General features: G+C 66.9%; 17 protein-coding genes and 4 pseudogenes. 8 read left to right on the top strand and 13 right to left on the bottom strand.

Going from position 1 to position 17,015, the window contains the following annotated elements:
• Positions 1-33 precede the first annotated feature (33 nt).
• The 6 genes from OHA98_RS14765 to OHA98_RS14790 form a co-directional block, all read right to left on the bottom strand.
• On the bottom strand, positions 34-1,341 hold the full coding sequence (locus OHA98_RS14765; RefSeq protein ID WP_266925959.1) for a site-specific integrase: 1,308 nt from the start codon (positions 1,339-1,341) through the stop codon (positions 34-36).
• Positions 1,341-1,565: a helix-turn-helix domain-containing protein gene (locus OHA98_RS14770; RefSeq protein ID WP_266925961.1), complete on the bottom strand. Its 225-nt coding sequence runs from the start codon at positions 1,563-1,565 to the stop codon at positions 1,341-1,343. Before OHA98_RS14770 ends, OHA98_RS14765 begins: the two co-directional genes overlap by 1 nt.
• Positions 1,565-3,010: a replication initiator gene (locus OHA98_RS14775; RefSeq protein WP_266925963.1), complete on the bottom strand. Its 1,446-nt coding sequence runs from the start codon at positions 3,008-3,010 to the stop codon at positions 1,565-1,567. The genes OHA98_RS14770 and OHA98_RS14775 overlap by 1 nt, the downstream gene beginning before the upstream one ends.
• Before the next feature lie 152 nt (positions 3,011-3,162).
• On the bottom strand, positions 3,163-3,897 hold the full coding sequence (locus OHA98_RS14780) for a DUF2637 domain-containing protein (protein WP_266927920.1): 735 nt from the start codon (positions 3,895-3,897) through the stop codon (positions 3,163-3,165).
• Between the two features lie 36 nt (positions 3,898-3,933).
• Positions 3,934-5,337 carry a cell division protein FtsK gene (locus OHA98_RS14785; protein WP_323179554.1) on the bottom strand — a complete coding sequence of 468 codons (1,404 nt, stop codon included), beginning with the start codon at positions 5,335-5,337 and terminating at the stop codon, positions 3,934-3,936.
• A complete protein-coding gene (locus OHA98_RS14790; RefSeq protein ID WP_266925965.1) occupies positions 5,334-5,687 on the bottom strand; it encodes a hypothetical protein in 354 nt (117 codons plus the stop codon). The genes OHA98_RS14785 and OHA98_RS14790 overlap by 4 nt, the downstream gene beginning before the upstream one ends.
• Before the next feature lie 191 nt (positions 5,688-5,878).
• Here OHA98_RS14790 and OHA98_RS14795 point away from each other — a divergent pair, with 191 nt between their 5' ends.
• Positions 5,879-6,736: a winged helix-turn-helix domain-containing protein gene (locus OHA98_RS14795; RefSeq protein WP_266925966.1), complete on the top strand. Its 858-nt coding sequence runs from the start codon at positions 5,879-5,881 to the stop codon at positions 6,734-6,736.
• A gap of 591 nt (positions 6,737-7,327) precedes the next feature.
• On the opposite strand, the gene OHA98_RS14800 is transcribed toward OHA98_RS14795, so the two are convergent.
• Both OHA98_RS14800 and OHA98_RS14805 read right to left on the bottom strand, forming a co-directional pair.
• Positions 7,328-7,573, bottom strand: coding sequence for a hypothetical protein (locus OHA98_RS14800; RefSeq protein WP_189954358.1), 246 nt, complete (start codon positions 7,571-7,573; stop codon positions 7,328-7,330).
• Positions 7,561-7,812, bottom strand: coding sequence for a hypothetical protein (locus tag OHA98_RS14805; protein ID WP_266927922.1), 252 nt, complete (start codon positions 7,810-7,812; stop codon positions 7,561-7,563). Before OHA98_RS14805 ends, OHA98_RS14800 begins: the two co-directional genes overlap by 13 nt.
• A gap of 273 nt (positions 7,813-8,085) precedes the next feature.
• Here OHA98_RS14805 and OHA98_RS14810 point away from each other — a divergent pair, with 273 nt between their 5' ends.
• From OHA98_RS14810 to OHA98_RS14830, 5 genes are all read left to right on the top strand, one after another.
• Positions 8,086-8,805, top strand: coding sequence for an XRE family transcriptional regulator (locus OHA98_RS14810; protein ID WP_266927923.1), 720 nt, complete (start codon positions 8,086-8,088; stop codon positions 8,803-8,805).
• Between the two features lie 2 nt (positions 8,806-8,807).
• Positions 8,808-9,278: an NUDIX domain-containing protein gene (locus tag OHA98_RS14815; RefSeq protein ID WP_266925969.1), complete on the top strand. Its 471-nt coding sequence runs from the start codon at positions 8,808-8,810 to the stop codon at positions 9,276-9,278.
• Between the two features lie 432 nt (positions 9,279-9,710).
• A complete protein-coding gene (locus OHA98_RS14820; protein WP_266925971.1) occupies positions 9,711-10,160 on the top strand; it encodes a hypothetical protein in 450 nt (149 codons plus the stop codon).
• Positions 10,161-10,628: 468 nt separating this feature from the next.
• The gene (locus OHA98_RS14825; RefSeq protein WP_266925973.1) at positions 10,629-10,823 is read left to right on the top strand and encodes a hypothetical protein; all 195 of its coding nucleotides are present in this window, start codon (positions 10,629-10,631) and stop codon (positions 10,821-10,823) included.
• 3 nt (positions 10,824-10,826) lie between these two features.
• On the top strand, positions 10,827-11,093 hold the full coding sequence (locus tag OHA98_RS14830; RefSeq protein ID WP_266925975.1) for a hypothetical protein: 267 nt from the start codon (positions 10,827-10,829) through the stop codon (positions 11,091-11,093).
• Between the two features lie 116 nt (positions 11,094-11,209).
• Here OHA98_RS14830 and OHA98_RS14835 read toward each other — a convergent pair.
• Positions 11,210-11,443 (bottom strand): annotated as a pseudogene (locus OHA98_RS14835) (tyrosine-type recombinase/integrase); the annotation flags it as partial.
• A gap of 5 nt (positions 11,444-11,448) precedes the next feature.
• Here OHA98_RS14835 and OHA98_RS14840 point away from each other — a divergent pair.
• Positions 11,449-11,778: pseudogene (locus tag OHA98_RS14840) on the top strand (transposase); the annotation flags it as partial.
• A 220-nt stretch (positions 11,779-11,998) separates the two neighbouring features.
• Here the strand turns inward: OHA98_RS14840 and OHA98_RS14845 are convergent.
• A complete protein-coding gene (locus tag OHA98_RS14845) occupies positions 11,999-12,838 on the bottom strand; it encodes an IS5 family transposase (protein ID WP_266925977.1) in 840 nt (279 codons plus the stop codon).
• 225 nt (positions 12,839-13,063) lie between these two features.
• Between OHA98_RS14845 and OHA98_RS14850 the strand changes: the two are divergent.
• Positions 13,064-13,248 (top strand): annotated as a pseudogene (locus OHA98_RS14850) (transposase); the annotation flags it as partial.
• A 523-nt stretch (positions 13,249-13,771) separates the two neighbouring features.
• Here OHA98_RS14850 and OHA98_RS14855 read toward each other — a convergent pair.
• The 3 genes and pseudogenes from OHA98_RS14855 to OHA98_RS14860 all read right to left on the bottom strand — a co-directional run bounded on the left by OHA98_RS14855 (position 13,772) and on the right by OHA98_RS14860 (position 16,913).
• On the bottom strand, positions 13,772-14,677 hold the full coding sequence (locus OHA98_RS14855) for a Dyp-type peroxidase (RefSeq protein ID WP_266925979.1): 906 nt from the start codon (positions 14,675-14,677) through the stop codon (positions 13,772-13,774).
• Between the two features lie 1,199 nt (positions 14,678-15,876).
• Positions 15,877-16,169, bottom strand: a pseudogene (locus OHA98_RS42645) (tyrosine-type recombinase/integrase); the annotation flags it as partial.
• 57 nt (positions 16,170-16,226) lie between these two features.
• Positions 16,227-16,913 carry a CBS domain-containing protein gene (locus tag OHA98_RS14860; protein WP_266925981.1) on the bottom strand — a complete coding sequence of 229 codons (687 nt, stop codon included), beginning with the start codon at positions 16,911-16,913 and terminating at the stop codon, positions 16,227-16,229.
• Positions 16,914-17,015: the final 102 nt, after the last annotated feature.

Below are 17,015 nucleotides of genomic sequence, written 5' to 3' on the forward strand. Positions count from 1 at the left end.
CGTGGGTCATGACGGCAGTAGTTGACGGCAACGTCAGCGGACGAGTGAGGCGCAGGGCGGCCGTTCGTCGCTGTCGGAGCGTGCCGTCTCAGTGGTCTCCCGGCCGACGAGCGCGGTGCCGAGGGCCTCGATGGCGTCGCGCTGAAGGCGGAGCCTGACGTGGGCGTAGACGGTGGCGGTGATGCCGATGTGGGCGTGGCCGAGGAGTTCCTTGATCACGACGAGTTCGACTCCCTGTTCCAGGAGCAGGGTCGCAGTCGAGTGCCTGAGGTCGTGGAAGCGGATGCGACGGAGGCCGGCCTTGCGGAGGAGCGTGGTGAAGGCGCGGGTGATGTTGGTCGGGTCGATCGGTTTGCCCTGCACCGTAGTGAACACGTGCCCGTCGTGCTGCCAGGTGGTGCCTGCGGCCTCGCGTTCGCGCTGCTGCTGCTCGCGGTGAAGCTTCAGCGAGTGGAGGCAACGGCTGGGAAGGGCGATGCGGCGCTCGGAGGCCCGCGTTTTGGTGGGCAGCGTGGTGAGCCCGCCTGCGCTGGTGCGCTGGAGGGTGCGGCGGATGGCGGCGGTGCCGGCGTCGAGGTCGAGGTCTTCCCAGTGCAGGCCGAGGAGTTCGCCCTTGCGGAGTCCGGTGTGGAGGGCGAGTTCGAACAGTGCGTGCAGCCGGTGTCCGCGCGTGGTCGAGAGGAACTGGCGGGCTTCGTCGGCGGTGAGGGGTTCGAAGCGTCGGGGCCGTGGGGTGCCGGTGCGGACGTTGCGGGCGACGTTGCGGGGGATCTCTTCCTCCCGGACGGCGTGCTCCAGGGCGGACTTGAGGACGGAGTGGAGGTAGGTGAGCGTCAGCGGGGAGAGCAGCTTGTGGCAGCACTGGCCGGCGGCGCAGCAGCGGGGCTGGTCGCGCCGGGCGTCGATGCTGCGCGTGCAGCACTGGCAGGTGGTGCGGAGCTGGTTGAGCCAGGTGCGGATGTCCTTGGCGGTGAGCTTGGTGAGCTTCTTCTTGCCCAGGCCGGGGATGAGGTACCGGTGGACGCAAGTGGCGTAGCGGGTGTGGGTGTTCTCGCGGAGGTGGTGGACGGCGACGTTCGCCAGCCAGTAGGTCAGGTATGCGCCGACGGTGCCCTGTGCGGAGGGGACGGGGAGGCCGCGGTTGCTGTTGGCGATCCTCTCGGTGAGCTTGGCCAGGGCCTCCTTCCGGGTGGTGCCGTAGACGCGAACACGGCGACGGGTATTGCCGGGGGCGAGGACGTATCCGGCGGCTTCCCAGCGGCTGTCCTTGCGCTGGTAGACGGTTCCGTCACCGTTGGCGCGGGTACGGCGGGAGGGGCTGGTGTCGCGGGGCGTGGTCATCAGGCGGCTTCCTGGTCGAGGCGGGTGCGGATGAAGTCGGCGAGGGCCTGGGCGGGGATGCGGCGGGCGCGGCCGAGGGTGAACGAGGCGAGCTGGCGGGTGCGGAGCAGGTCGTAGACGGCGGAGCGGCCGAGTTGGAGGCGGGCCATGACCTGGGGCACCGTCAGCAGGTCCAGCGCTGGCTCTGTCTTCGGGTAGAGGACAGTGGGCGGGCGCGAGGCCATCAGCAGCCCCCTTCGGCGATGAACCGGCGTTCCAGCTCCCTGCGATGCCAGACAGCGGCAGCCAGGAGCGCGGCGCCGGGGCTATAGCCCGAGCCGAGGTAGGTCCAGTGGCCGACAACGAGCGTGGTTGTCGGGTGGGACTCGGGCAGGACGGCGTGGGCGCGGGCCTGTTCGGTGCGCCAGGCGCCGCGGGCGGCGCGCAGCGCGCCGAGGGTGGTGGAGTAGCGGCGGGACTTGGTGGAGAAGTGGCCCCGGAAGCCGAGCATGTGTGCCCACTTCCAGAGCTTGAGGTGGGCGAACTCGGGCAGCTTGCCGAGTTCCCAGCAGGTGCGGATCATCTGCCGCACGTGGCGGGCGACGGCGAGGCGGGGCAGGGGCCGTGCCTGTCCGGTGCCGTCGCACGTGGTGCAGGGGAGCGGGGTTCCGTGGGGCAGAAGGGTGGCGCCGCGTCCCTGGCAGGTGCGGCAGTACAGGGCGCGGTCGAGGGAGCCGGAGGCGTCGGCGGACTTGGTGGCGTACTTGGCCACGTAGGCGGCCACGGCCCGGTCGGTGAATTCGGCGTCAGCGCCGAAGGCGGCGATCTCGCGTACGTCGAGCTGTTCGCCCCAGCCGAGTTCGCGTTCCCCGACCGCGTCGGACTCGACCGTGACGCGGACCCGTGCAGCGGCGGCGCGTACAGCGTCGGTGAGCACTGCGACGGTGGCGTACGGCGGCGGGGGCTGACTGGTGCCGTCCGGGCCGTCGAGCCGGATCACGGCGTGGAAGTGGACCAGGCCGCGCTGCTGGTACTCGGCGACCTTGGCGAAGGAGACCCGCAGGACCGCGTGGGCGGCCTTCTGGGTCATGCCGAGTCGGGCGGCGAGCTCGCGGCGCAGGTAGGTGGTGAAGCGGGCCCACAGGGCGGAGGCGTGGGCGTTGAAGAGGACCGCGCCCGTGTAGTCGTACGTCGCCGGGTTCAGAGGCGTGCCCAGCAGGCTGTCCGTGGGTTCGTGGAGCTTGCGGCAGCGGCAGGGCCTGATGTCGCCGCTGGGGGTGGTGGGGCGGTTGTGGACGGGGCCGAAGGAGGGGGCAGTGAGGGTGGCGAAGACGCGAGGGTGGGTGCGGACGGTGTCGGACACGGTCTTGCCGCCGGAGAGGCCGGCGCGGATGAGGTGGTAGGTGTCGGCGGCGTAGAGGCGGGAGCAGGCCGGGCAGCGGGAGGCACGGCGGTTGCCGCACGTGGTGAGCAGGCTGCCCGTCGGTTCGGCGGAGGAGGTGTAGGAGCGCAGGATTTCGCCGGTCGTGGTGTCGACGGTGGTGGTGTGGCCGGTCAGGCGGACGGGTTCGGTGCAGCCGCCGAGGCGTTCTATCTGTTGCTGTGCGCGGTCGAAGTCGGGGTGGTTGACCAGGTGGAGCAGGTCCCGTACGGCGGGGCTTGCCACGTGGCGCAGGTCCAAGGTGACCATTCGGGGCGTGTCCCTTCTGTTCGGGTGGGTGGCCCCGAGCAGCAACCAGCCATGCGGGAGTGCGTGTTGGTGCTGCTCGGGGCATGACGAACCAGGCCCGTCGGGTGGGCGTGGGGTTCAGCGAGGGGGATGCGGCCAGCGCGGGTCGGGGCTCAGAGCTGAGCGAGTGCGGCGGTGGCCACCGGCAGGGCGACGCCCATGCGTGTGCCCAGGTGGGCGGCGGTGATCGGTGTTCCGTGCTCGGCGCGGTGGGTGTCCGCGATGCGCCGGGCCGCGTCCAGCAGGGGAGCAGGCAGGGCCGGGCTGGAGGTGGGCCGGGCCGTCTTGGCGACGGCGACGGGAGCAGGGGCGGTCGGCGGTTCCTCGGTCGGCGAGGCAACGGTGACAGGGATGGGGGCCGAGGGTGCCGATTCGTGTGCGGGTGCTTCGTCGGGCACCGGCTTGGAGACGGGAGTGACAGCGTCCTCCAGACGCGGGGTAGGGGCGGTGGGAGTGTGGAACTGAGCGAGGAAGGCAGGGCCGACGTGGCCCCAGCCGAGGAGCAGGAGCGGGGCGACGGTGTCCAGGCAGGCCCGTCCGTAGCGTCCGGCCAGCAGCGGTTCGGCGGTGTTCAGCGCGAGGGTGAGCAGCCCGCACAGGTGCAGCAGCCGGGTACCGGCCTTCAGCTCATGCTTGGGGACGCCGCGCAGGGTCAGGAACCGCAGAGCGACCAGGAGCCCGACGACGGACAGGTCCACCATGGGGGCGATCAGCGGCGCGATCGGGTGCGGAATACCGAGACGCAGGGCGAGCGCCCAGACGTTGCCGAAGGAGAAGACGAAGGCCAGGGCCGCGATGACCGCCATGACCACGGTCACGGTGCGCCGGGTGAACCGTTCCTCCGCGATGATCTCAACCTCCTTTCCGATATGGGCTGTTCGGGATCACTTGGTAAGCGTGGGCGCGGGCGTTGCCGTCCGGCCGGTCGAGTGCAGGAGGGCGTCCAGGCACAGGTCGGGGTCGGCGGTCAGGTGCGAGGTGGCTTCGGCGACGCGGGCCGCGTCGGCGTCGGAGACGTAGGGGGTGCGGATGCGGGTGTAGCCGGGGCGGCCCTGCATCGCCATCACCGCGACGCCGACGTAGGCGGGGTCCTGCAAGGTGACCGGGCTGGCGTCGGGCCAGTTGCGGATGTCGTCACCGAGCGCGGCCACCGCGGCTTCCACGGTCTTCTGCGCGAAGGACAGCCCGATGGGGCACACGTCGCGGATGAAGGTGGGGATGGCGTCGCCGGTAGTCTTCTGGCTGATCAGGATCACCAGGATGCCGACGCTTCGGCCCTTCTTGACCAGGTCCTCCACCAGCCGGGCGTTCTCCGCCGTCAGCGCGGCCAGCCGTTTGGTGGTGGCGTCGCTGCCCTTGTACTCGCGGAAGTACGTGTGCGCCTCGTCGATGATCAGGACCGTGAGCGGCCACTGCGGCGAGGGGCCGACGTGCCACATGTTCTTCACGCCCAGCACGTCACGGATGGTCGCCGAGCGCCGCTTGCGCAGCTCCACCAGGCGCTTGAACAGCGCGTTGGCTTCATCGAGGTCGTCCCCGCAGAATGCGAACATCCGCTTGACCAGGTCGGCGTAGTCGCCCTCCGAAGCCCGCGACACCTTGCCGTCCGCCGTTACGATCTGCACGGACGGAGACGGCGCGAAGTCGCAGACGAACTTGTTGACCCCGGAGGTCTTGCCCGCACCCGGGACGCCGGCCACCGTCACCCCGGGCACGTTGGCCAGGGACACGCACACCTTCGCGGCGTACTCGTCGATGCCCAGTTCCCAGCGCGTCAGGTCCACGGGCGGGAGGCCGGAGGGCCGGTGCGTGGTCGGCGTGGTCAGCGGGTCGGAGCGCACGCCCCGGATCACCACCCTGCCGGGGCCGTCCGGCAGGACGGACACCCGCGTGCACCGCCAGGCGTCCGCCAGGAACCGCGCCGACTTCTGGTACTCCTCCACCCCGACCTGCGGCAGCGTCCGGGCCCGGACGATCACACCGAACCGGTCCGGCTTCACCTTGATCTTCGGCGTCAGGACCCGGGGCGCGGGGGCGGGGCCGTCCTTGGGCCCGGTGATCTGTGCGAGCAGGCCGGGGGTCTTGTCGGTGACCGTCAGCCCGGCCATCCGCGCGAGCCGTACCCAGCCCCAGCGCACCCGCACGGCCTGCCGCATGCTAACCCTCGTGCCCCGGTCGGCCCGCACGTAGCGCACCACCGTCACCAGCAGCCACACGCCGACCAGGACGCCCACGGCCAACAGCGCGTCCGGCGCGTACTCCGGCACGGAACTTTCGAAGCGGATCACTGGGTTGCCTCCACCGTCACCAGCTCCAGGCGGGCGGCGCGGTAGGCGACGCCGTCGGAGAGCTGCCCGTTGAAGATCCGCGCCCACGGGGTCGCGAACAGCTCCACGGGTCGCACCATCACACCCGGCTTGAGCCCGGCGGCCAGCCCGGTCTCAGGGACGGTGATCTTCAGGACCTCGGCCCGGCCGTCCTCCATGAGCATCACGGTCACCGTGTACAGCGACGCCCCGGTCTCCCGGTCGGTGGCGACCTCCCCGGTCTGCTGGTCCTTGATCTTCAGCGCCGGGTCGGTGCCCGCGATGCACACCGCCGACGGCAGCAGGGCAACACGGATTCGAGTCATGGCCATGCCATCACACCCTTTGTTCGATGGAGCCGTTCGATCGGCTCGACATGGAGCATAAGGAGATAATCGCTTAACTTGCAAGGTCGATTAGGTTGTGACTTCGATCAGGTTGGTAGGTGGTCAAGTGGGGAACCCGGGGATGTGCCTGTATCGCTACGGCCTGCTGGCGATACCGTGGGGGCATGACCCTGCCCTTGGACGAGGACTCCCGGCCGCCGTACCTACAGGCCGCTGAGGCCCTGCGGGACGCGATTTTGAACGGCGAGTTCCGCCCCGGCGAGCGTCTGCCCTCGGCCAACGTGCTGCGCGATCGGTTCGGGGTCTCCAGCTCCACCGTCCAGAACGCCCTGCGCGTGCTCAAGCAGGAAGGCTTGGTCTACTCGCAGCTCGGCCGGGGCAGTTATGTCAGCACCTCCGTCGGCGGGAGCGCCGAAAAGGCCGACGGTGATCACGAGGGCGCCGACACCGAAGGGCCGGACTGGCCGGTCGACGTCATCCGCAACGAAGATGCCCGACCGCCGTACGCCCAGGTCGCCGACATCCTCCGCCGGGAAATCGCGGAGGGCACCTACCCTCCGGGCTCCCAGCTCCCTCCCGCCCGGGAGATCCAAGAGCGGTTCAAAGTCGCCAACTCCACCGCCCAGAACGCCTATCGAAGCCTCAAGCAAGCTGGGCTGGTATACGCGGTCAAGGGGCGCGGTGTTTTCGTGCGCCAGGAACCGGAGCCGGGCAAGCACCACGGGACGATCACGAACTACCTGCTGCGCGATGAGATCGCCCGCGAGGCGCGTGCTGCCGCCACCGAGTTCGCCGACCTCAGCGACGAGGAGCTGCTGGCGCTGGAAGCAGAGCTGGACCGGCGATGGGACGTGGTTCGGGAGGAGCATCAGCGGCTTTACGGCGAGCGCCGGAAGGTCAAGCGGGAGAAGAGCCGACGCGGCCTGTTCCTGCCACCCCTGCATGACGACGACGCCGAGCCGGACATGTCGCCGAGCGAGAAGCTGAACACCGCGCTGGCCGAATCGAAGAAGCGCCGGCAACAGCGGCCCTGACCATCGGCGGGGCAGCTTGACCAGCGGGTGAGCTGTTCAGAGTTTCTTTACTTGATCAAGGGCGTCCCGCTGACGCGGGCCGCCGCGCGCCGGCGGTCGGTGACCGCCGCCCGCTCCTGTCTGCCGCCCCGCTGGCGACGGCCGCCGACCACTCGGCGCGCAGGGCCCAGAGGCACAGGCCGGACTGTCAATCGGAAGCCCCGCTGTCCGACCGCTCAGCAGCAGACCGGCCGGGTCCCCGAGAGGCCGTCCGGCTATCTCGTACCGTGCGGCGTCGGCACCCCGGCGGAGCTGTCGTCCGGAACGCGGCCATTGTGCTTGGCTGGGGCCGTGACGATGGAGATAACTGGGCTGATGCCAGTGCGGGGTTGAGCGAGACACACGTGGCGGGTGATCCGTTGGCGCGCCCGCCGTCGTGGCTGACTTTCTGGGGCTGAGGCCAGAACCTCACGGTCATGGGCGCGGCGCACACGTGAAGGCCCGTCCCTGCCGGGGCTGACGAGGACAGGGGAGCCTCGATTGGCCGCGCCCGGCAGGGACGGGAGTCGGGTGGGTCAGCGCGGTGCGGCGCCTGGGCAAGAACGAGGCAGGTCACATCTGGCGCCAGGTCCGCCAGGGGCGGGTGATGATCTCCCGGTAGGTGTGGTGGGACGGGTTCTGGCCGCAGTGCCGCAGCACCCATTCCTGTGGTTCGGCGAAGTCCTCACTCGTCGGCGAGGTCTCTCCGTCCACGGCGCACTGCATCGCGTACAGGACCGGCTCCGCATCCGGCTCGCGGTCGGGCTGGAGCGTCCAGGTCTCGTAGCGCAGGACCGAGCGAGGAGTCACCGTCCCCACCTCCGGTTGGCCACGGCCACCTTCGCGCTCAACTCCTCCGTCGGAGTCGGCATACGTACGTCCCCTGGCGGCACGTCCCACTCCCGGCCACCGCGCGGCGGCCGAAGCTGCACGTACGTCCCCACATGCCCCATCACCACGCCCACCTTGCCGCTCCGCCGGTCGACCACCAGGGCACCGGCATCGGGCGAGACGGTGTGCTCGTCGGCATCAGGGGTGGGGGACGTCATCGTGACCACCCCGGCGAGGCGGCGCGCGACCAGGCGTCCAGTCGCAGGGCGGGAACACATGGGGTGGCGCTCATTCGCACGGTGACGCTCCTCGGCGGCGTTGATGCGTGCCCCTGGGCCTGTTGGTGCCGCAGGGTCGGCACCGATCCTCACGCCGGTCACCGGGACGAAGGAACCTCCACCAAACCCCACTTCGGGACGTCCTGCACCGTGTAGAACGTCCCTAGTGTCGTCCTGAGACAAGGGGGGAGACTCGTGCCGAACGAGAGACTACGAGCCGTCATGGCGGCGGGAGGCTGGACGTACGCCGCACTCGCTCAGCAGGTCGAGGTCGACCCCAAGTCGGTCGAGCGCTGGGTGAACCTCGGGCGAATCCCACGCCGTGCCACCGCCCTCCAGGCGGCCAAGGCCCTGGGAGAAGACGTGCACGCACTCTGGCCGGCGCTCCGCCAAGCCCGCCCCGCCCGCGCCATCAGCCCCGAACTGGTCGCGCTCTACGAGCAGCGGGCAGACATCCCCGCCTCGACGTTCACCGACCTGATGGCCCAGGCCCGGGAACGGATCGACATCCTCGTCTACGCGGCAGTCTTCCTCCACGAGGCGTACCCGCGACTGAACGAACTCCTCACCGAACGCGCCGCCGAAGGCTGCACCGTCCGCATTGCGATCGGGGACCCCGACAGCGACAACGTCCAAGCCCGCGGCCAAGAGGAGCGGTTCGGCCACGGCATCGAATCCCGCTGCCGCCTCGCGCTCATGCACTACAGGCCCCTCGCCGGCACCCCCGGCATCGAAGTCCGCACCCACAGCACCACGCTCTACAACTCCCTCTACCGCGCCGACGACCAGCAACTCGTCAACGCACACGTCTGGGGTGTCAACGCCTACGCCGCCCCCGTATGGCATCTTCGCCGACACGAGGCAGGCGGCATGTTCGACACCTACGCCGAGAGCTTCGACGCCGTGTGGACGACAGCAACCCCCGTACGAGAGGAAGGCTGACCGTGGCCCGCACCGAGTACTACGACGACCCGAACGCGCCCAAGCCGAACAGCATGGTCGTCGCCGCATCCGCCGTCGTCACCGACGACCACGGCCGCATCCTCCTCCAGCGCCGCCGCGACAACGACCTATGGGCCCTGCCCGGAGGCGGAATGGACCTCACCGACTCCCTGCCAGGCACGGCCGTCCGCGAAGTCAAGGAAGAAACCGGCCTCGACGTCGAGATCACCGGCCTGGTCGGCACCTACACCGACCCGAAACACATCATCACCTACACCGACGGCGAGGTCCGCCGCCAGTTCAACGTCTGCTTCACCGCCCGCATCACCGGCGGTCAGTTGGCTATCTCCGACGAGTCCACCGAACTCCGGTTCGTGCCGCCGGAAGAGATCGAGCAGTTGCCGATGCACCACACCCAACGGCTCAGGATCCAGCACTTCCTGGAACACCGCGAGAAGCCGTACCTGGGCTGAACTGTCTGACGGCAGTAGCTGACGGCAACAACCCCGCACAACCACGGACACCCACGCACGTCGCCGGACCAGCAAACTGGGTTTGACCTGCGGAAAAGCAGGTGGAGGGGTCCGCGTAGCACACGTACTATGTGCTGGCGGGCGAGACCCCGGTCCTGGTTCATAACTCGAATTGCCCGGGTGTCGGTCCTGGATGGTTCCCGTATGGGAGCGGAAAAATTCCGAGCGGCTGGTCTGGCCCCAGTATGACTAGCAAGTTCAGGAAGAACGCCAACAAGGAGGGCTTCGTGTGGCGCGCCCCGAAGGGGCAAGACAGCGTTCGTATTGACAGGGGGGACCTCAACTCTCAGTGGGGCACTCAGCAAGTTGATCACGTGGTGATTAACTCCGGGGGAAGGGTTGTGGGGCGCGGCGGAGAGCTTCTGCCTCCCAATGCGCGAATACAAGATTATCCGGTGGAGGCTCATATTCCACTCAGTGAGTGGCAGGCGTGGAGGAACTGGAATGCCCCCTAAGGGTCACGACCTCCAGACGCCCTGGGTGCGGACCCAATTGGTCGACTGGCTGGTCAAGCTTGGAGACAGGGATTGGCAAGAGGAATATTGGGTGAGCCAAGACCCGCGTGCCTCTGGCCTCGATGAGGCGCTAGATTTCTTCGATGACTCAGGTCTCTTGGTCGAGCCGAGCGGAAGGCTAGGGTACGTCCTTGTTGACGACGAAGAAGTTTCAGCAATGGTTGCATTGAACTCTGCGCTTGATTCCGTTCTGTCCTCTCCCGCATCAAGCGACGAGGAGATAGTTCATTCCCAAGCGTGGGGCGATGTCGTTGCAGCGGCGCGTGAAGCGTTGAAGGTGATGAGTGACTCTCCCGGACAGAGGTGACGATGCTAAGCCGTTCTTGTAAGTGAGATCGGCGGGGTTTCTCGGCGGGAGATTTCCATCTGCGAACGAGAAGATGGAGAGAGGGCTTGCGCTGGATGACGGGTGACAAATAACTGGTCGGCATCACCCTCGACACGGGCACATCCCACACACTGACGGCCATGGACGCCCCCCTTCTGGGTCCCTGCTCTGAACCGCTGGGTCGAAGCCGATCAACTCATTCCGGCCAATGGCTCCGGACGAGCAACGGCACCTGGGTAAAGATCACCGCCGTCACCTAACGCCACAACCACCACTGTCTGCAACCTCACCGTCGCAGACCTCCACACGTACTATGTGCTCGCTGGTGCCACCCGGGTCCTCGTCCACAATTCCGGTGGAATGGGCGGGTGTTCCGACGCTGCCTATCAAGGTGTTCTGCATATTGGTGACGGAGTCGCCAAGGGAAATGTGAGTCACCGTCTGGGAATGGTTGACGACGAGCTCGCAGATTATCTTGACATGTATGCAAATAGTGGCACGGGGAAGGCGATTAAGGGTGGAGGAATGGGATGGTATGATTCAGGCCGTGGAGTCATGATTATTCAGCGCGGCGCATACTCGATGACAGCCTTCAAGGCGTCGGCCGAAATCTTTCTGTCCCGACTCGACCCGAACGGGTGATGTATGCAGCTCAAGCGCGATAAAAACAGCTTCATGCTCACCTTGACGGAGGTTGAGCTTGGTCGACTCCTCGCCTGTGTAATCGAATCAGCAGAAGCATTGTCTCGTAGTGAATTCTTCATCCGCACTGGATGGGTTCGCGATGATGTGCGATCCGCAATCTCCTCCTTCGACAGAGTGTCGAAGGGGGAACTCGGCGAGATTTCGATCGATATTCCAGAACCGCAAGAAGAGATTGAAAATCCGAGGCGCCCTAGGGATCGGCAATAGGTCGTCGCCTTCGCTCGCGGATTTTTTGTTCATACCAATGAATGAACACAGAGGCCACGCCGGAATGCGCTCCGGTGGGTCCTCTGGGGGTCTGACGGCAGTAATTGACGGCAACGTCAGCGATGGGCGCTGCACAAAGTGGCGGTTCGTCGCTGTCGTCGGGCCGCAGGGTCGCGCAGGGCGTTGCCAAGGGTATCGATGGCTTGGCGCTGGAGGCGAAGTCGGACATGAGCGTAGATGCTGGCGGTGACGCCGATGTGGGCGTGGCCGAAGAGTTCCTTGATCACGACAAGGTCGCCACCCTGCTCCAGGAGCGGGGTGGCGGTCGAGTGCCGGAGGCCGTGAAAGCGTTGTGAGGGAAGTCGAGGGCCGGGATGCCGAGCCGACCGCCTACATCCTTGACGCCCAGAGCATCAAGACCTCGGCAAACGTGCCCGCGTCAGGCTAGGGCATCGACGCGGGCAAGAAGATCGCAAGCCGCAAGCGCCACATCGGCGTCGACACACTCGGCCTCCTCCTGGCCGTGCTGGTCACGGCCGCTGGAGTCTCCGACAACGTCGCCGGCATCCACGTGCTTTCGAACATCGCTACGGACCACCCCCGCGTCACCAAAGCCTGGGCCGACACCGGCTACCGCACCAAGGTCATCGAGCACGGCGCCCGCCTCGCCATCGACGTCGAAGTCACCCGCCGAGACCCTGCCTAAGGGCTGTCCCGTAATCCCTGGCGGGCGCACGACGACAGCTACGGCACCTCGCCGCGTTGTCGGCACGCCCGCATACATCCAGTATGTGGGCGTCCCTCCGCCTTGCGATGCACCGCATCTGACGCCGCGCGCTGATCCACCAGGGATTACGGGACAGCCCTTAGAGGGCGTTTAGTGTGGGCGGATTGCCTCTTATGCCCTAGTACGTTCCTCGCCAGGTTGGTGTGGTCTCGTCCGTTATGCGCTTGGCGAGGTTGTCGATCGACGCGACGTGGATCATGGCTTCGGAGCTGGCGGTGAGGGTCTCGTAGTCGCGGGCTAGACGTCGGTGCATCATGATCCAACCGATACTCCGCTCTACTACCCAGCGCCTTTTCACGACATGGAAGCCGCGAACTCCGGGGTTTCTGTTGACGACTTCGACGTCGATTCCGAGCTGCGCGCCGTGTTCGACAACGGCGTTCTTGAAGCCGGTGTCTACCCAGCTCTTGGCGATGGTCGGGTACGTCTTCTTGGCCTGGTCGAGGAGGCGTATTCCCAGGGCGTTTTCGGAGAGGCTCTCGGCGGTGACGGTCACTGCGAGGAGCAGGCCGATCGTGTCGGTGAGGATGCCCCGCTTCCGGCCCACGATCTTCTTCGCGGCGTCCGTTCCCTGGCTGGTCAGGGGCACGTTGGTGGAGGTCTTCACACTCTGGGTGTCGATGACGGAGCCTGTGGGTTCGGGCTTGCGGCCTTCCTTCACGCGGGCCAGGCCGGTGAGGTCGTAGTTGAGCTGGGCGAAGATTCCCTCGTCGCGCCAGGCGGCGTAGTAGGCGTAGACAGTGCCGTGGTTCGGGAAGTCGTGCGGGAGGTATTTCCAGGGGATTCCGGTGCGGTTCACGTAGACGACCGCGTTGAACACGTCGCGGAGGTCGACTTTGGCCGGCTGGCCGGTGGGCCTGCGGTCGAGCCTGGCTTTTCTCCATTCCGTCAGGGTCGGCTCGATCAGGGCCCATCGGGCGTCGGACAGGTCGCTGGGGTACGGCTTCCGCTGGCTCACACCGTAGCGTTGGCACGGGAGGACCGGAAGGTGCCGTTCCGCTGATCACCGGAGGTTCTACCGCATCCTCAAACCAGACGGACTTCCAGCGGTAGAAGCGAGCGAAACGGATGGCAGACGCCGAGCGGCGGGAGGTCACGAAACTCGTATGCCGCCTGAACCACCACAAAGCAGGTCAGTCATGAAAGCCGCCTTTCGGAACAAACCTAGGTAAACGCCCTCTTAGAGGGGATTCAAGGTGTTCCGCGGCGTTGGGTCGTCGAGCGGACCTTCGACTGGCTCGTGCACTACCGCCGCCTCGCCGCGACTACGAAACCCACCCGCACCGCTCCGAGGCCATGATCCACCTCGCGCTGATCGACCTGATGAGCCGCAGGTTCACCCGAGAAGCGAACCTGGAGTATTCATAGTCGCCGGGCCACGCTGACCGGCGCGTCCTCGCCCCTCATCGCCTGCGGCCAGCGGTCATTGATGACACCCGCCGCTTTCCCGCACGCGCCACAGGCTGCCTCCCTTTCCGGCAGCTACCAGTGGTCAGGCGGTGACATGCCGAATTCCTGGATCCCGCAAAGCGTCATATCAAAGATGCCAAAAGCGTGGGAGGCGCCGACGGCAGGGCCATCCGCGACAGCCGTCTCCCCGCGCAACTCCATCGACAGATACGGAGGTCGCGAGATCTCGAACCACTCGCCGCCCACCTGCGTGGCGGCATAACACCACGAACAGGTCCAGATCTCTTCCTCCCAGACCGTCGGGCGCACCGGCTACCGCCACATCGCCAGTCCGCACACATCACACTCGCGGGCGGATCCTCACACGTCGGCAGGGTCCGCCCCAAGCAGCTGACATCACGCCAGCTATCAAACACCCCCGCCAGGACAGAACGTTCTCTTGCAACCGTCCAACTGCACTCGGAGACGGGCGGGACGCGGCTCAGTGCGTGAGTGTGTCCATCCAGCCGTCGCCGTGCGGAGGAACGAAGAAGTACCCACCGCCGGTGGTCAGCAGGTACTTCGCCATGGATTCCCCTTCCAGTCGTTTCTGGGTTGTTTCGAATCCTTGCGTCAGGTCTCGCTGGAAACAGGAGAATATGATCCCAGTGTCACCGTTGCCCTGGTCGTAGCTGTAGCTGCGCCTCACGATCGGTGGTGAGTTGCGGCGGTCAGGAGCTGCGAGACGTACATGTGAATCAAGCGGCGTAAGCCTGCCCGTCGGATCGGCCGCATAGTTTGGCCGCTCGTCGACGGGTGTGCCGTCAAGCCATCCACCGTCGCGTCGGCGGCCGATGATCCGTTCCTGTTCATGTGCTGAGTCTTTGTCCCATAGGTCCGTCGCGAACCGGATGATGCGCACAACTTGATAGCTGCCGCCCACAGCCCACTGAGGCTCGTCCTGATCGGCGGTGGTGAGCGCGCGGGCGAGGGATTCCCTCTCGGTGCCGGGATTGCCGAAGCCCTCAGTGAAGTGGAACGGGTTTCGGGCCAGGCCACTGCCGCCCTCGACTCGGTTGGCGGGACGAGAGCCATCGATGTGCCACCGAATTTTCCAGTGAGAGGGGGTCGTGCTTCTGATGCCTTCGACGGACTTCCGTATCGCCGAGGCCTTGTCGCCCGCGATGTGCACAAGAATGTCTCCGTGCGACATGGCGGGCTCGAGGAGATCGCCCGCGAAGTGCGGCATCGCCTTGAGCTGGCGAGGAAGTGAATCCGCGGGCCCGAAAAGTGTCGCCCCAAGGGCGAAGCCCACAGACGTACCCGGCTCGGCGGCCGCGTGAACCCGTTTCACTATTTCTCTCAGCCCACTTCGAGGCCGTTCGATATCGAGCGCGACCAACGCCACATATCGCTCCGGCAAGAGTCCGCGCAACTGGACGGGGCTGGCAGCCAAGTCGCCAGAAGTGGCCCTGGCCCCTGCGGCGCCCCTGCCTGCCAAGCCGTAGGCAGCCGCACCTCCGCCTGCCAGAGCAACCGCCATGCCCGAAGCCATCAGGTTTCTACGCCGTACCACTTCGACCTCACTTACTCCGATGAGCCCGTTGCCTCATCAACTTCACACCTTCTCAACCGAAGCCCGCCCGCAACAGTGCCTTTACAGACGGCTCTCTGGAACACATGCTCATGCTGGAACCGTTCAGCAGGGCAGGTCGGATGAAAAGGGCTTGCCGAACTGCGCCAGTTCGCACTTCGCAATGGCGTCGCCGCAGTTCTCGGTCACCCACCTGGGCATCTCAATGGTCGTTGACAAGGGAGTTCCTGCCGGTCCGTACACCTGACAAGCCTGTGCACGGGAAGGATTTCGACGGTCATGACGATGAGGATGTGGAAGGCGGCACATCGCTGCGGGAGGATGCCCAGACTCTGCGGGGATCTTCTCCCCTTGGCTCGGCGCGGGACGGAGCCTGTTTCAGGCACAGACTCTGCTCGCTCGCTTTCCCTGGCTGGGGGAGTGGGCGAAGCCGTCACTGGGGGCCAAGGCGCGGTACCTGGAGACGCTTCGGGCCCAGGCGGCCCGGTTCGTAGACCTGGAGGAGCTCGTCGTAGCTGCCGCAAATGACTCTTCCCATGCCCGAGTTTCCGCGCGGACCCGGCCTTCGCGGTGCTCGGCGGCAACGGCCGGGTGTCCGGGGCACTCGTGGACCTGTTGCGTCGGTGGCAGGGCGCGGCAGGGCGGCTCTGGGAAGGGCCGGGCGCGCGTGCGTACCTCTCGTACGAGATCGTGCGAGGCATCCGCAGCAGTCGGAAGGATCACGACGCTGCCCTGGCGCGCGGCGCAAACGACCTGCGGAGCCTGGATGTCAAGTGGTCTGGCGGACTGCCGGTGGCGGTATGGCACGGCCTGCTCACGGGAGACCGCCTCAACCTCGCGCTGGGACAGGCCCTACTTCTGGGGGTCAAGGGGTCGCAGATTCAATCCTGTCGTCCCGACTGGAGACAGTCGCAGATCAAGGGCCGGTTTCGGAGAAATCCGAAACCGGCCCTTGATCGTTTTGGGGACCAGTCGGGGGGACCGGTGTCCTGGTCGGGCGCCCTTGACCGGCGTCAGCGGGTCATGACGATCGGGCTCGGCAGGGAGCGCGCTGCGTCGGCGGCTGTGATCTTGTGTATGTCCCGGTGGAGGTAGCGCTGGGTGGTGGTCAGGGAATCGTGGCCGACGACCCTCCGGAGTACGTGGACCAGACGTGGACCTGGACTCCTGCGTCGGCGAACCAGGTGAGTCCGGTGAGCCGGAGGTCATGGCGGCGCAGGTGTTCGTAGCCGAGCTCGGTGACCGCGTCGACCCAATGCGTGGCGTGGCGCAGGACGGCGGTGGAGATGCGTCCACCGCGCGGACCGGCGAGGGTTTCCCGGTCGGGCAGGGCCGGCGCGCGCGGGTCGAGAAGCTCGTGAGGTCATTGTCGTTCACCTCGCGGCGTGAACGCCGCGCTGTCGTCCGTGTCGTACGTGAAGCGGGCGGAAACCGACACCACACCGTCGACCGTTGCGCACATGCGCTCGATCGCGGGGATCATGCCCCGGAAGGGCAGCCGGCCGCCAAGCTCCACGCACCCGTTCCGCACCTCGACGGCGAGAGCGTCCGGATCGAGGTGCAGCGTCCCGGCGAGGACGTCCTCGACGATCTCCCGGCGGATCTCGTCGTCCCCTCGCAGGAAGATCCCCAGCAGGTCGCGGCGGCTGACGATGCCCAGCAGCCGGTCCTCCTCATCCACGACAGCGAGGCGTTTCACGTCCTGTGCCTCCATCAGCCGGGCCGTCTCGGCCACGGTCCACTCCGGGCGGACGCAGACGGGCGGCGCGGACATCAGCTCCTCGGCCCGTATTCCTTCGGCTTTGGCCCGCTCCCACGTCTGAAGCCCCACGCCGGCCGGGAGGTCGTCCGGCGCGGTGACACGGTCGGCGGTCTTGCGCAGCAGATCCCCCTCCGAGACCACCCCGAGCACCCGATTCCCTTCGTCCACCACTGGCACCGCGGTGATCTGGTGCTGAGACAGCGTCCGCGCGATCTCCTTGAACGGGGTGCCGCCGCGGACACTTATCACCTGACGAGTCATCAGTTCGCTGATCCTGCGATGACGCATCATTCGCTCCTTCCTGCGCGGGCGTACCCGGCCAGGCCGCCCGGAGTCATCGGGCGAGAGACACAGGGCGGGGGGTGATCGTGGATGACATGTGTCCGCCGG

Source organism: Streptomyces sp. NBC_00654 (assembly GCF_026341775.1).
Classification (GTDB): domain Bacteria; phylum Actinomycetota; class Actinomycetes; order Streptomycetales; family Streptomycetaceae; genus Streptomyces.

Bases quoted from the DNA above. Each gene is read 5' to 3' on its own strand.
- OHA98_RS14830 (WP_266925975.1), top strand. From the start codon at position 10,827: ATGCAGCTCAAGCGCGATAAAAACAGCTTCATGCTCACCTTGACGGAG.
- OHA98_RS14790 (WP_266925965.1), bottom strand. From the start codon at position 5,687: ATGGCCATGACTCGAATCCGTGTTGCCCTGCTGCCGTCGGCGGTGTGC.
- OHA98_RS14775 (WP_266925963.1), bottom strand. From the start codon at position 3,010: ATGGTCACCTTGGACCTGCGCCACGTGGCAAGCCCCGCCGTACGGGAC.
- OHA98_RS14820 (WP_266925971.1), top strand. From the start codon at position 9,711: ATGCGCGAATACAAGATTATCCGGTGGAGGCTCATATTCCACTCAGTG.
- OHA98_RS14810 (WP_266927923.1), top strand. From the start codon at position 8,086: ATGGCGGCGGGAGGCTGGACGTACGCCGCACTCGCTCAGCAGGTCGAG.
- OHA98_RS14770 (WP_266925961.1), bottom strand. From the start codon at position 1,565: ATGGCCTCGCGCCCGCCCACTGTCCTCTACCCGAAGACAGAGCCAGCG.
- OHA98_RS14860 (WP_266925981.1), bottom strand. From the start codon at position 16,913: ATGCGTCATCGCAGGATCAGCGAACTGATGACTCGTCAGGTGATAAGT.
- OHA98_RS14765 (WP_266925959.1), bottom strand. From the start codon at position 1,341: ATGACCACGCCCCGCGACACCAGCCCCTCCCGCCGTACCCGCGCCAAC.
- OHA98_RS14825 (WP_266925973.1), top strand. From the start codon at position 10,629: ATGGTTGACGACGAGCTCGCAGATTATCTTGACATGTATGCAAATAGT.